The sequence below is a fragment of the Micromonospora narathiwatensis genome, assembly GCF_900089605.1.
GTDB classification, from domain to species: Bacteria; Actinomycetota; Actinomycetes; order Mycobacteriales; family Micromonosporaceae; genus Micromonospora; species Micromonospora narathiwatensis.
On sequence record NZ_LT594324.1, the window covers coordinates 3,765,916 to 3,779,327 of the forward strand.

Annotated in this window: 9 protein-coding genes and 1 pseudogene; 7 read left to right on the forward strand and 3 right to left on the reverse strand. The window is 75.5% G+C overall.

The features are described from left to right. Positions 1–301: 301 nt before the first annotated feature. Together GA0070621_RS15985 and GA0070621_RS15990 are read left to right on the forward strand one after the other, a co-directional pair. A complete protein-coding gene (locus GA0070621_RS15985) occupies positions 302–1,921 on the forward strand; it encodes a WG repeat-containing protein (RefSeq protein ID WP_167666959.1) in 1,620 nt (539 codons plus the stop codon). 130 nt (positions 1,922–2,051) lie between these two features. After that, positions 2,052–3,050 (forward strand): aldo/keto reductase family protein, encoded by a 999-nt coding sequence (locus GA0070621_RS15990; RefSeq protein ID WP_091196405.1) that lies wholly within the window; start codon positions 2,052–2,054, stop codon positions 3,048–3,050. Between the two features lie 46 nt (positions 3,051–3,096). Here GA0070621_RS15990 and GA0070621_RS15995 read toward each other — a convergent pair whose 3' ends face one another. Both GA0070621_RS15995 and GA0070621_RS16000 read right to left on the reverse strand, forming a co-directional pair. Further along, positions 3,097–3,894 carry a site-2 protease family protein gene (locus GA0070621_RS15995; protein ID WP_091196408.1) on the reverse strand — a complete coding sequence of 266 codons (798 nt, stop codon included), beginning with the start codon at positions 3,892–3,894 and terminating at the stop codon, positions 3,097–3,099. Beyond that, positions 3,891–4,091 carry a hypothetical protein gene (locus tag GA0070621_RS16000; protein ID WP_091196410.1) on the reverse strand — a complete coding sequence of 67 codons (201 nt, stop codon included), beginning with the start codon at positions 4,089–4,091 and terminating at the stop codon, positions 3,891–3,893. The genes GA0070621_RS15995 and GA0070621_RS16000 overlap by 4 nt, the downstream gene beginning before the upstream one ends. A gap of 147 nt (positions 4,092–4,238) precedes the next feature. On the opposite strand from GA0070621_RS16000, the pseudogene GA0070621_RS31285 reads away from it, so the two are divergent. The 4 genes and pseudogenes from GA0070621_RS31285 to GA0070621_RS16020 form a co-directional block, all read left to right on the forward strand. After that, positions 4,239–5,552, forward strand: a pseudogene (locus tag GA0070621_RS31285) (serine/threonine-protein kinase); the annotation flags it as partial. An 839-nt stretch (positions 5,553–6,391) separates the two neighbouring features. After that, the gene (locus GA0070621_RS16010) at positions 6,392–8,359 is read left to right on the forward strand and encodes a bifunctional adenosylcobinamide kinase/adenosylcobinamide-phosphate guanylyltransferase (protein WP_091196415.1); all 1,968 of its coding nucleotides are present in this window, start codon (positions 6,392–6,394) and stop codon (positions 8,357–8,359) included. After that, positions 8,349–9,122, forward strand: coding sequence for an adenosylcobinamide-GDP ribazoletransferase (locus GA0070621_RS16015; protein WP_091196418.1), 774 nt, complete (start codon positions 8,349–8,351; stop codon positions 9,120–9,122). Before GA0070621_RS16010 ends, GA0070621_RS16015 begins: the two co-directional genes overlap by 11 nt. Positions 9,123–9,187: 65 nt before the next feature. Beyond that, positions 9,188–10,480 (forward strand): DUF2314 domain-containing protein, encoded by a 1,293-nt coding sequence (locus GA0070621_RS16020; RefSeq protein ID WP_091196421.1) that lies wholly within the window; start codon positions 9,188–9,190, stop codon positions 10,478–10,480. 18 nt (positions 10,481–10,498) lie between these two features. Here the strand turns inward: GA0070621_RS16020 and gcvT are convergent, their stop codons facing one another. Next, complete coding sequence (gene gcvT / locus GA0070621_RS16025) at positions 10,499–11,629, reverse strand: glycine cleavage system aminomethyltransferase GcvT (protein ID WP_167666960.1); 1,131 nt, start codon at positions 11,627–11,629, stop codon at positions 10,499–10,501. A 163-nt stretch (positions 11,630–11,792) separates the two neighbouring features. Here gcvT and GA0070621_RS16030 point away from each other — a divergent pair, with 163 nt between their 5' ends. Then, positions 11,793–13,361: a leucyl aminopeptidase gene (locus tag GA0070621_RS16030; RefSeq protein ID WP_091196425.1), complete on the forward strand. Its 1,569-nt coding sequence runs from the start codon at positions 11,793–11,795 to the stop codon at positions 13,359–13,361. Positions 13,362–13,412: the final 51 nt, after the last annotated feature.

A 13,412-nucleotide genomic window follows, 5' to 3' on the forward strand; every position in this document is an offset into this window, starting at 1 on the left:
CACCCAGGCCGCCGTTCGGTCCACCTCGGGTGCCGGCGCGCCCTCCGCCCCGCCCGTCTTCGGGCCGGCCTCCTCGGACGCCGTGCCAGCCGGGCAGGGCTCCCCGGCCCCGGCTGCCGTGCCCGCCGAGCCGCCGGTGTCGGCACCACCGGCCCCGGTGTCCACGCCGCCCGGGTCCGCCCCTTCGGCACCGGATCCGGCCACGGCCGACCAGCCGGCGTCAGCCGCCCAGCCGGTGCCGGCACCACCCGCCCCGGTCTCCGGACCTCCGGCATCGGCCGCCCCGGCGGAAGCCGAGCAGGTGTCCACCCCAGCCGCGAACGACGCCCCGGCCACGGCCGAGCAGGTGTCCACCCCACTCACGAACGACGCCCCGACCACGGCCGAACAGGTGTCCACGCCTGCCACGCACGACTCTCCGGCGGAGGCCGCGCCGGTGTCGGCACCACCCGCGCCGGTTCCCGGACCCCCCACACCGGCCGAGCCGTCCGAGACCGAGCCGACAGCGGGCGAGCCGACAGCGGGCGAGCCGGTGTCGGCGCCACCCGCGCAGGTCTCCGGGCCCCCGGCGACGGACGCCCCGCCCGAGGTCGAGCCGCGCGAGGTCCGCCCGGCGGACCCGGAGCAGGCGCTGGCCGCGATCCGGTGGCGGCTGCACCCGGCGAAACTGCGCGAGGAGGCCCCCGATCCGGAGGCGCTGCGCGAGATCCGGGACGGGCTCACCACGAAGCTCGGCAGCGCGCTGGACAACCGCACCCGCGCCCGGCTACTGAGCCTGCGGTCGGTGGCCGCCCGGATCCTCGGCGACCTGGACGACGCCCTCGACGACGCGCGGCTCGCCCTGACGTACGCGGAGGCCACCGGCGAGTTGCGGCGGACCACGCTGGCCCGCGCGCGGCTGGCCGAGGTGCTGCGCTGGCGGGGCGACCACGCGGAGGCCGACCGGCTCTTCGCCGAGGCCAATTCGCCCGAGTTGCCGGACCGGCTGCGCGCGGTGCTGCACGAGCACGCCGGCCGGTCCTGCTACGACCAGGGCCGGCTGACCGAGGCGTGCCTGCACTTCGAGCGGGCGCTGGACCTGCGTCAGGGTGAGGACGCCGAGCTGAACGCGCGTACGGCGGTGGCGCTGGACGCGGTCGCCGAACGGGCGGCGGCCGACGGCTTCGGTCCGAAGCCACGGACCCGGGAGGCGATCCTGGGCGAGGAGCGGTACCCGGTGCCCACCTTCGACGAGGAGCGGGGGCTCTGGGGGTACGCGGACACCGAGGGCGAGCTGGTGATCGACCACCGGTACGCCGAGGTGCAGCCCTTCCACGAGGGTGTGGCCTGGGTGCGTCGCCCGGAGGCGTCCCGCTGGGCGCTGATCGACACCACCGGCACGGCGCTGATCGAGGCGAACAACGGCTACCGGGCGGTGGGCTCGTTCTCCGAGGGTCTGGCCTGGGTGTCGATGGACGGCAAGGGCAGATGGATGGCGGTCGACCCGACCAACATCGTGCGGATCCCCCCGGGTTACGAGGACACCCGACCGTTCCGCCACGGCCTGGCGGCGGTCCGCCAGAACGGCGGCTGGGGCGCGGTCGACCGGGACGGCCAGATCGTCGTGCCGACCCGGTTCCACGGCATGTCCACGGCCCTGTCCGACGGCCGGTACGTGGACGGCTTCTCCGAGGAGGGCCTGGCCGTGGTGGAGTTGGCCGGCCGCCGGGGCGTGGTCGACCGGACCGGGCGGATCCTGGTCGATCCGGCGTACCCGACGCTGGTCGTGCATCCGGTCGCCTTCCTGGTCCGCGACGGCTCGGGCCGCTGGGGCGCGCTGGACCGGCGGGGCGAGCCGCTGATCGACCCGGTGCACCCGAGCAGCGCCGCGGTGGTCGCGGAGATCGAGCAACTGCTCACCGACACCAGCCCGGTGCTCTGACGCATGCGCTGACCGGCGGCGACGGGACCAGGGCGGACCGGTCGGGACCCACCCGGGCGCGAAACGCCGTGGGCCGGTCACCGCACCCGCCACGCCGGAGACCATGATCGGTCGGCGCTAGGGTCTGGGCATGGAATTCCGACACCTAGGCCGCTCGGGCCTGCTGGTCAGCGAGATCTCGTACGGCAACTGGATCACCCACGGTTCGCAGGTCGAGGAGGAAGCGGCCGCCGCCTGCGTGCGGGCCGCCCTGGACACCGGCATCACCACGTTCGACACCGCCGACGTGTACGCCGGCACGAAGGCCGAGGAGGTGCTCGGCCGCGCGCTGAAGGGTGAGCGGCGCGAGGGGCTGGAGATCTTCACCAAGGTCTACTGGCCGACCGGCCCCGGTCGCAACGACCGCGGGCTGTCCCGCAAGCACATCATGGAGTCGATCAACGGCTCGCTGCGCCGTCTGCAGACCGACTACGTGGACCTCTACCAGGCCCACCGCTACGACTACAGCACGCCGCTGGAGGAGACGATGGAGGCGTTCGCCGACATCGTGCACTCCGGCAAGGCGCACTACGTCGGCGTCTCGGAGTGGCGGGCGTCGCAGATCCGCGAGGCCCACCAGCTCGCCCGCGAGCTGCGTATCCCGCTCGTCTCCAGCCAGCCGCAGTACTCGATGCTGTGGCGGGTCATCGAGGCCGAGGTGATTCCCACCTCCGAGGAGTTGGGCATCGGCCAGATCGTCTGGTCGCCGATGGCCCAGGGCGTACTCTCCGGCAAGTACCAGCCGGGCCAGCCGCCGCCGGCCGGCTCCCGGGCCACCGACGAGAAGTCGGGTGCCGGGTTCATCGCCAAGTGGCTCTCCGACGAGGTGCTCACCCGGGTACAGCGGCTCAAGCCCCTCGCGGAGCAGGCCGGGCTGACCATGCCGCAGCTCGCCATCGCCTGGGTGCTGCAGAACCCGAACGTCTCCTCGGCGATCGTCGGGGCGTCCCGGCCCGAGCAGGTGCACGACAACGTGAAGGCGGCGGGCGTCAAGCTCGACGCCGACCTGCTCAAGGCGATCGACGAGATCGTCGAGCCGGTCACCGAGCGGGACCCGGCGAAGACCGAGTCGCCCGCCCGGCGTCCGTGACACGTCCCCGGTCCGGTCGGCGCACGCCGGCCGGACCGGGTCCGGTTCAGCCCTGCCAGAAGCGGATCAGCTGAAGGCCGAGCACGTAGAGGCTGGGCGGCAGGCCGAGCAGGTCGGCGATCCAGAAGACCGCGCCGAAGAACCAGCCGCCGATCCGCGGGCTCCACAGCAGCGCGAAGAGCAGGATGAAGCCGTACGGGGCGAACATGTCGTACATCCGGCGGTACTGCGGGCCGAGCCACGGCTGGATCATGTTGCCGCCGTCCAGCCCGGGCACCGGCAGCAGGTTGAGCACGCTGGCGGTGAGCTGGAGGAACGCCAGCAGGCCCAGCCCGGCCCAGAACTCCGTCGGGCCGCCCATGCCGGGGCCGATCAGCAGCGCCGTCACCAGCAGCAGGGTGAACAGCACGTTGGTGGCCGGGCCGGCCAGGCTGACCAGGGTGTGCCGCAGCCGGCCGGGGATGGCGTGCCGGTCCACCCAGACCGCGCCGCCGGGCAGGCCGATGCCGCCGAGCAGCACCACGAACACCGGCAGCACGATCGACAGCAGCGGGTTGGTGTACTTGAGCGGATTGAGCGTCAGGTAGCCCCGGTGCGCGATGTCCCGGTCCCCGGACCGGTACGCGACCACCGCGTGGGCGTACTCGTGCAGGCAGAGCGAGACCAGCCAGCCCGAGACCACGAACAGGAAGACGTCGAACCGGACGTTGCCGAACCGCTGCCAGGTCAGCGCGCCGCTGGTCACGAAGAGCGCCACCAGCGCGAGGAAGACCGGGCTGGGCCGGAACGCCGCCCGGGGCACCCCGAGCACCAGCGGCTCGCCCGGGCGGTCGTAGCCCATCATTCGGCCGGGGGCAGCAGGCTCATCCGGTACTCCACCCGGTCGTCCTCGACGAGCGCGACGGAGGTGACGCCGGACGCCGCGAGTTCCCGCCAGGTCTGGCCGACCCACGACTCGGCGTCCGCCTGGCTACCGAACGACTCGCTCGGCCCGTTGACCGATTCGCCGTTCGTGCCCTCGTACCGCCAGCTCCACGCCATGCCGCGTCTCCCCTCGCCGCCGTCGTCCCCTGGGACGGGACCCCCGCAAGCGTAGTCGGCCGAACCGGGATCGGCCCTACCACCACGTGTCGGACGGGACACCCCGGTGGATCATGCCGCGAGTCGGGCGGCCGGTACGGTGACCCGGTGCTGACTCGAGGAGTGGTACTCAGCGACCGCTATCTGCTGAGCGAACGCATCGCGACCGGTGGCATGGGGGCCGTCTGGAAGTGCACCGACACGCTGCTGGGCCGCGAGGTCGCGGTGAAAGTGCTGCTGCCGTCGCTGGTCGCCGACCCGGAGTTCACCACCCGCTTCCACGCCGAGGCCCGGATGATGGCCGCGCTGCGGCACCCGGGCATCGTGCAGGTGCATGATTTCGGCTCGGCCACGCTTCCCGACGACAGCCAGGTCAGCTACCTGGTGATGGAGTACGTCGACGGCGAGCCGCTGGTGACCTGGATCCGGCGTGCCGGCCGGCTCGACCCGGCGTCCACCATGTCGGTGGTGACGCAGGCCGGGAGCGCGCTGCACGCCGCCCACCTCGCCGGGATCGTGCACCGGGACGTCAAGCCCGGCAACCTGATGGTCAAGCGGGACGGCACGGTGGTGCTGGTCGACTTCGGTATCGCCCGGGCCAACACCATGGCGGGGATCACCGCGGCGCACATGGTGCTCGGCACCGCCTCGTACATGTCGCCGGAGCAGGCCACCGGCCAGCGCGTCTCGCCGGCCACCGACGTCTACGCGCTCGGCGCGGTCGCGTACTTCTGCCTCGCCGGCCGGCCGCCCTTCGAGGGCGACAACCCGCTCCAGGTGGCGCTGCGGCACGCCCAGGACGAGCCGGCGCCGCTGCCGCCGGGCACGCCCCCGGCGGTGGTCGAGGTGGTCCGCCGGGCGCTGGCGAAGAGCCCCGGCGACCGGTACCCGAGCGCGGTCGCCATGGCCGAGGCCGCCCAGGACGCCCGGGACGCCACCCTGGCCAGCATCCCCGTCCCGCCCCGGCCGCCGTGGGCGGTGGCCGGCCCGTCGGTGCCCGGGCCGGCCGCGCTCCCGACGGCCGCGCCGCCGGCCGGCGAGGGCCCCTCCGGTACGCCGTCCGACGTCTCCTCCGCCACGGGGTCCCCGGCCGGCCCGACCAGCCAACCCGGCGGAGCCGAGCCGACCGGTCGGCCGCCCGCGGGCCCCGGTGCTCAGCCGCCCGCCGGGCCGGTGCCGGCCAGCTCCAGCGCTCCGCCATCCGCCGGCCGGCCGCCCGCCGGGCCCGGCGCTCCGGCACCCGCCGGACAGTCGCACGCGGCGCCCAGCCCGCGGCCATCCGCCGGCTCGACGCCCGCCGGGTTCAGCCCTCCGCCGCCCGCCGCATCGGCCGGTCCACCGCCGGGCGTTCCCGCCTGGTCGGTCGGCGGGGCGCACCCCGGCCAGCCCGGTCCGCACCCCGCCGGGTACGGCTCGGAGCAGGACCAGCGCCCCGGCTCCGACGTACCCCGGACGCTGGAGGAACCGACGAGCCGCCCGGGGCGGGGACGGGTTCTCGCCCTGGCCGGGGCGGCCGGCGTCGTCCTCGTGGCGCTCGCGGTGGCGGTGGCCGTGGCGGCACTGCGCCCCGACAACCAGCCGCCGGACCGCCCGACCGCGCTGACCGGGGAGTCCACCACCGCCGACCCGGAGCAGCCGGAGCAGACGCAGCCGCAGGCCACGGAGGGCGCGCCCGAGCCGACGTCGAGCGCTGCCGCCGGGCGGACCAGCCGGTCGCCGTCGGCCACCCCGAGCCGCCCGACACCGGGTGCCACCACCACGTCGGCCGGTGCGTCGGCCCCACCGCCACCGACCGCCGGTGCCACCGGCTCACCGAAGCCGGCGGGCACGACCAGCGCCCCGGAGAAGCCCAATCCCTACACGGCGGCGCAAGCGTGCGGCAGCGGCTACCAGGTGATCGACTCGAAGGCGTTGACCGCGAACGGCACCCGCAAGGGCCGGGTCTACCTGCTCTACAACTCGGCCAACGGGAACAACTGCGTGGTCACCCTGAAGGACACCGACGTCGGCCGGGCCACCTCCGTGTCGGCGTACCTGGAGGTGCAGGGGAAGGCCCGTCAGGCGGACAGCGGATCCTTCTCCTACTACGCCGGGCCGGTACGGGCCAGCGCCGCCGGCGTCTGCGTGAAGTGGGGCGGGTCGACCGGCGGGGCCAGCTACGGCAGCCCGTTCGAGCACTGCGGCTGACCCGCCGTCCCGTCCCGTCGCCCGAGGTACGGGGCGGGAGGCGGCGACCCGCCGGACGGCTCTAAGGTACGGGCATGTCCGTTGACGGGTGGAACAGCCTCCTGGTGCTCGGTGGTATCCGGTCCGGCAAGTCCGAGTTCGCGGAATCGCTGGTCGCCGACGCGCCCACGGTCCGGTACGTGGCCACCGCCGGGGAGGGGGATCCGGAGGACACCGAGTGGGCGACCCGCCTGGCGGCGCACCGCGCCCGCCGGCCGGGCAGTTGGACCACCGAGGAGACCGCGGCGGACCCGGGCCGGCTGACCGAGGTGATCGCGACGGCCGGGCCGAACGAGACGTTACTCGTCGACGACCTGGGCGGCTGGGTGAGCGTGCTGCTCGACCCGGCCCACCAGCCGGCCGACGACCGGGCCACCATCGCGGAACTGGCGGCGGCCGTACGGGCGAGCGCCGCCCGGCTGGTGCTGGTCAGCCCGGAGGTGGGGCTCACCCTGGTGCCGACCACGCCGCTGGGCCGGGCCTTCACCGACGCGCTGGGCGAGACCAACCGGGCGATCGCCGACGCCTGTGACGCGGCGGTGCTGGTCGTCGCCGGCCAGCCCGCCTGGCTCAAGCCGGCCGCCCCGCCCCGCCCCGTCGTGCCGGCGCAGGCCGGCCCCGGCCAGGCCGGTGTCCCGACGGGCCCGGCGACCGGGCAGCCAGCGGCCGTCCCCGGCCCGGCCGAGCAGGCGCTGCCCGAGGTGCTGGCCCCGGCCCCGCCGCCCGCGCCGGCCCCCGCGCCGGTGACGGAGGCCGCCGACTGGGCCGCCCCCACCATGGCGCTGCCGATGGTCGCCACCGGCCTGACGATCCAGCCCGGCATGGAACTGCCCATGCCCGACGACTACACCGGCCCGCAGGCGGTCGACCGGCTCGCCACCCTGGACATCCCCGGCGCCGGACTCGGCGCGCTGGAACGGGTGGTCGGCTTCGCCGCCGCCACCCAGGGCACCCCGACACCCGTGCCGTGGAGTTCGGTGCGGGTGCTGCTGCTGCACGGCGACCACGCCGGCGGGGCGTCGGCAGGTGCCGCGCCCGGCGAGTCGGCCCGCCGCGCCGAGCAGGCGCGCGCCGGCAAGGGGGCGCTCGCCCGGCTCGCGGCCGAGAGCGGGGCCGGCCTCCAGGTGGTCGAGGCACCCGCCTCCGCCGCCATGGAGGACGGGCCGGCGCTCACCGCCGACCAGGTCGAATCGGCCCTGCGGTACGGCTGGCGGCTCGCCGAGCAGGCCGCCGAGGCGGGCGTACACCTGCTGGTGCTGGCGGCCTGCGGGGCCGGCACCGAGGCGGCCGCCGCGGCGGTGCTGGCGGCGACGGCGGGTGCGGAACCACCGGCGGTGCTGGGCCGGGTGGTGACCGAGCGGGGCGAGTTCGACGACGTGGCCTGGATGGCCCGTTGCGCGGCGGTCCGGGACGCGCTGCACCGCACCCGACGCGCCGCGCGCGACGCCAGGGACGTCCTGGCCGAGCTGGGCGGCGGCGACATCGCGGTGGCCACCGGCGTGCTGCTCGGCGCGACCGCCCGGCGAGTCCCGGTGCTGCTGGACGGGCCGGTCGGCGTCGCCGCCGGCCTGGTCAGCCGCGACCTGGCCGGGCAGGCCCGGCACTGGTGCCTGCTGCCGGACCACGGCGGCCAGCCCGCGGTACGGCTCGCCGCCGACGTGCTCGGCCTGACCCCGCTGATGGACCTGCGGCTCGACCTCGGCGAAGGGGCGACCGCGCTGGCCACCCTGCCGATGCTGCGCTCGGTGCTGGCGCTCGCCGCCGGCCTGCCGGTGCACCCGTCGCTGCGCGCCGAGGACGACGACGATTTCGTCGAGCCCCAGCCGGCCGGCCCGGGGCCGGCCACCACGGAGCCGGAGCCCACCCCGCCGCCCTTCGAGCCGGAGCCGACGCCGGTCGAACCGGAGTTCGCCGAGCCGGAACCGGCCGGCCCGGGGCCGACCACGGTCGAGCCGGACGAGCCGGTCGCGGTGCCGGACTCCCCCGGCCGGCGTGCCGACTGAGGCGCGACTCGCCGACGGGGTCCGGCTGGCGGTCACCACCTTCACCACGTTCCCGGTACGCGCCGGCCGGGTGGACCGGGCGGCGGCGGGCACCGCGATGGCGCTCGCCCCGGCGGTCGGGGCGCTGCTCGGCGCGTTCCTCGCGGCGGTGCTGCTGCTGGCCGCCGCGCTCGCGCCCCCGCTCGTCGCGGCCGGGATCACCGTCGGTCTCGGCGCGCTGCTCACCCGGGGCCTGCACCTGGACGGGCTGGCCGACACCGTCGACGCGCTGGGCTCGTACCGGCGCGGCGCGGCGGCGCTGGAGATCATGAAGAAGCCGGACGTCGGCCCGTTCGGGGTGGTCGCGCTGGTGGTCGTACTCCTGCTCCAGGCCGTGGTGCTCGCCGAACTGGCCGGGCGGTCGTGGCCGGCGGCGCTCGCGGCGGTGGCCGCCGCCACGGCGGCCGGGCGGCTCGGCGTCGGCCTGGCCTGCCGGCGCGGGGTGCCGGCCGCCCGGACGGACGGGCTGGGCGCGCTGGTGGCCGGCACGGTGGGTCCGGTCGCGCTGGTCGTCGGCACGGCCGCCGTCGCGCTGCTGGCGGTGCCGGCGGTGCCGGGCCGCCCCTGGCAGGGGCCGGTCGCCGTGGTCGCCGCGCTCGCCGTCGCGGCAGGGCTCCTGCGGCACGTGGTACGCCGGCTCGGCGGCATCACCGGGGACGTGCTCGGCGCCACCGTGGAGATCGTCACCACGCTGGCCTACCTGGGACTGGTGCTGTCCGGCTGATCGTCACCCGTCCGGGCAGGTAGCGTTCGTGGACGACGGCACCGGTGCGGTCGAGGGGGGACGGCATGCTCATCACGGACGACTTCCTGCCCGTACCGGTCCCGGAGTCGCTGGACGCGACCTACCTGGTGCCGATCGCCGGGCTGCCGAGGGTCAGCCCGAAGACGGCGGTGGAGGCCCTGGCCGGGCGGCTCGCCGAGCCGGTGTACGGGCTGGCGAAGCAGATGCTGGCCAGTCCGCTGATGAGCGTAGACACCCGACAGATCAGCGAGTTCCCCGAGCTGCCGCCGGACCTGCTCACCGCGTTCGGCGCCACCGAGGCCCAGCTGGCCCGGCTGGCCGCCGCGACGCACCTGGTGGTGGTGCAGGCGGAGTACCGGCCCGGTTGGCCGCCGGCCCACGAGTGGGCGGCCCGGGCGGTGGCCGCGGCGATCGCCGAGACGGTCGACGGGGACGTGGTGGACGTCTTCGGCCTCCAGTTCCTGGACCCGGCGACCGCGCTGCGCTCGCTCCCCGACGCCGACGGCCGGATCCGGCTGGTCGACTGGGTGCTGGTGCCCTACTCGTCGGACGCCGACGGGCTCTGGTTCACCACCAAGGGGCTGCGCCGCTTCGGGCTGTTGGAACTCCAGGCCCAGGGGGTGCCGGACCACCTCACGCGGGCGTGGGGCGCGGTGATGACCGGTGCCGCCCGCCGGCTGCTGCGGGACTGGACCGAGGGCCTGGCCGGCGAGGAGGTACCGGCGTTCGTGCAGCTCCCGGTGCTGGCCACGGTGACCGGGCACGACATCGCGGTGGCGTACGGGAATCCGGAGCAGCACGGCGCGACGGCACCGGTGCTGCTGCGGCTGGAGCTGGACCCGGCGACCGACCCAGACGCCGACTCGTTCCTCACCCTCAGCCCGCCGCCGGGGCATCCCGGCCCGGCCGGCCGCTACTTCGCCGCGGCCTGCGCCACCCTGTTCAACGGCATCCAGCCGGACGTGCGGTACACCCGGCCGGGCGATGCGATGAGCAAGGCGATCGCGGCGGCCCGGGCCGGGCTGGGCGACATCCGGGCCCGTTTCCTCGCCGGCGGGCTGCCCACCGAGTCGCAGCTGGTGGTCAAGTACGGCCTGCCCGGCGACGACGGCCCCGAGTACGTCTGGGCCGGGGTGACCTCGTGGGAGATCCCGGAACGGATCGTCGGCGCCAGCGCCAGCGACGCCGCCACCGACCCCACGGTGCGGATCGGCGCCCCGGTGGTGGTGGTGGCGACGGACGTCGTCGACTGGGCCCTGCTGGACAGCACGGGCGTCATCGAGGGCGGCTGGACCCAGGCCGTCCTGGACGCCGGCGAATCCCCCACCGCCGACTGACCCGACCGTCCCCGTCGGTCAGCGGACGGAGGGCTGGACGAAGGGCGGGCGGGTCAGGCGCAGCGGGGCGCGGCGACCGCGGATGTCGACCTCGACGGTCTCGCCGTCGGCGAGCTCACGGTCGGTGTCGATCAGCGCGAGGGCGATGCCCTGCTTCTTCGTCGGGCTGAACGTGCCGCTGGTGACGGTGCCGATCCGGGCGTCACCGGCGTACACCGCCATGCCGGGGCGCGGGATCGCCCGCTCGACCGCCTCCAGGCCGCGCAGCGTACGCCGAGGGCCGGCGGCCTTCTCCGCGAGCAGCACGTCCCGGCCCCAGAAGGCCGGCTTGCCCCAGCCCACCGCCCAGCCGGAGCGGGCCTGCACCGGGGTGATCTCGGGCGAGAGGTCCTGCCCGTGCAGCGGGTACCCCATCTCGGTGCGCAGCGTGTCCCGTGCGGCCAGCCCGCAGGCCCGCAGCTCGTACGCGGCCCCGGCGGCGAACAGCGCGTCCCAGACGGCGACCGCGTGCTCGGCCCGTACGACCAGCTCGTAGCCCAGCTCGCCGGTGTAGCCGGTGCGGCACACGGTCAACTCGACGCCGTCCAGCGTCGCCGCCGAGAAGCTCATGTAGTGGTGGTCGGTGGGCAGGCCCAGCGCGCCGAGCAGCTCCGCCGAACGCGGCCCCTGCACGGCGAGGACGGCGTACTCCTCGTGCTCGTCGGTGACGACCACCCCGGCCGGCGCGGCGACGCGCAACCGGCGGACCACCTCGGCGGTGTTGGCCGCGTTCGGGATCAGGAAGACGTGGTCGTCGGCGTACAGGTAGGCGATGATGTCGTCCACCACACCTCCGGTCGCGTCGTCGCAGCAGAGCGTGTACTGCGCCTTGCCGGGGCCGATCCGGCCGAGGTCGTTGGTGAGGCAGGCGTTGACGAAGTCGGCGGCGCCCGGCCCGGTTACCCGGGCCTTGCCGAGGTGCGAGACGTCGAAGACGCCCACCCCGGTACGCACGGCCGTGTGCTCCTTGAGCACGCCGCCACCGGCGTACTCCAACGGCATCTCCCAACCCCCGAAGGGGGCGAACTTGGCGCCGAGCGCGGTGTGCCGGTCGTGCAGCGGGGAACGGCGCAGCCGGGTCGCGGCGGCGGCGGAGGTCACCTCGGTCATGGGTGGCAACTTACCGCCAGCTGACAGGCTGGTTAGCATCGGCGGGACCCCGCCGGAACCCATCGGCGGGACAGCCACGCCTCCGGCGGGTAGGTTGCCGCCGGAGACCTTCATCGCCGGCACGCGACGACGCGGCCGGCCCGGCCCGCCCGGAGTAGCTTCAGTGACATCGCCCCGTACCACCCTCAGCCTGGTCGACACCGACCCCGCCGAACTCGCCGTCGACGCGATCGTGATCGGCGTGCACAGCCAGACCGCGGAGCAGGAGTCCGGCGTACCCGCCGGCGCCCTGCTGCTGGCCAGCGGCGCGGAGAGCATCGCCGCCGCGTTCGACGGCAAGCTGACCGAGACCTTGGCGCTGCTCGGCGCGACCGGCGGTGCCGGCGAGGTGATCAAGCTGGCCACGCTGGGCACGGTCACCGCCCCGGTCGTCGTCGCCGTCGGGCTCGGCGCGGAGCCGTCCGGCGCCGCCCCGGCCCCGGAGACCCTGCGCCGGGCCGCCGGCGCCGCGGTACGCGCCCTGGCCGGCGCGCCGCGCGTCGCGCTCGCCCTGCCACTGCCCGACGACGCGGACGCCCCGGCCGCGCTGCGCGCGGTCGCGGAGGGCGCGTTGCTCGGCGGCTACCGGTTCGCGGGCTACAAGACCAAGCCGCAGCCGACCCGGCGCGAGCCGGTGGCCGAGGTGCTGGTCGCCGTGCCGGACGCCGGCGACGCGACCGCCCAGGCGGAGATCGCCCGGGCCCAGGCGGTGGCCGGCGCGGTGCGGACCAGCCGTGACTGGGTCAACACCGCCCCGAACGAGCTGCGCCCGCCGGCGTTCGCCGAGGCCGTGGCCGCCGCCGCCCGTGAGGCCGGGCTCGGCGTCGAGGTGCTGGACGAGGCGGCGCTGAAGGCCGGCGGGTACGGCGGCATCCTCGCCGTCGGGCAGGGCTCGGAGGCCCCGCCGCGGCTGGTCAAGCTCACCTACACGCCCGAGGGCGGCGGCACCGGCAAGCGGGTGGCGCTGGTCGGCAAGGGCATCACCTTCGACACCGGCGGCATCTCGATCAAGCCGGCCCAGGGCATGTGGGAGATGAAGTCCGACATGGCCGGCGCGGCGGCGGTCGGCGCGGCCATGTTGGCGGTCGCGGCGCTCAAGCCGTCCGTGGCGGTCACCGGCTACCTGCCGATGGCGGAGAACATGCCGTCGGGCACCAGCTACCGGCCGGGCGACGTGATCACCATGTACAACGGCAAGCGGGTGGAGGTGCTCAACACCGACGCCGAGGGCCGGATGATCCTCGCCGACGGCATCGCCCGGGCCTGCGAGGACGGCGCCGACTACCTGTTCGAGACCTCCACCCTGACCGGTGGCCAGGTGATCGCGCTGGGCAAGAAGATCGCCGGCGTGATGGGCACCCCGGAGCTGTGCGAGCGGGTGAAGGTGGCCGGCGAGGCGACCGGCGAGCCGGCCTGGCCGATGCCGCTGCCGGACGACGTACGCAAGGGGATGGACTCCGACGTCGCGGACATCTCGCAGGTCAACGCGGGCATGGACCGGGCCGGTCACATGCTGCAGGGCGGCGTCTTCCTGCGGGAGTTCGTCACCGATGACGTGGCCTGGGCGCACATCGACATCGCCGGCCCCGGCTACCACTCGGGTGAGCCGACCGGCTACTGGACCAAGGGCGGCACCGGCGTCCCGGTCCGTACGCTGCTCCACCTGGTCGACGACATCGCCGCCAACGGCTGACGTCTGGATCCACTCAACTTCGGGGAGGTTGCTGCCTCGGCACGCCGGGAG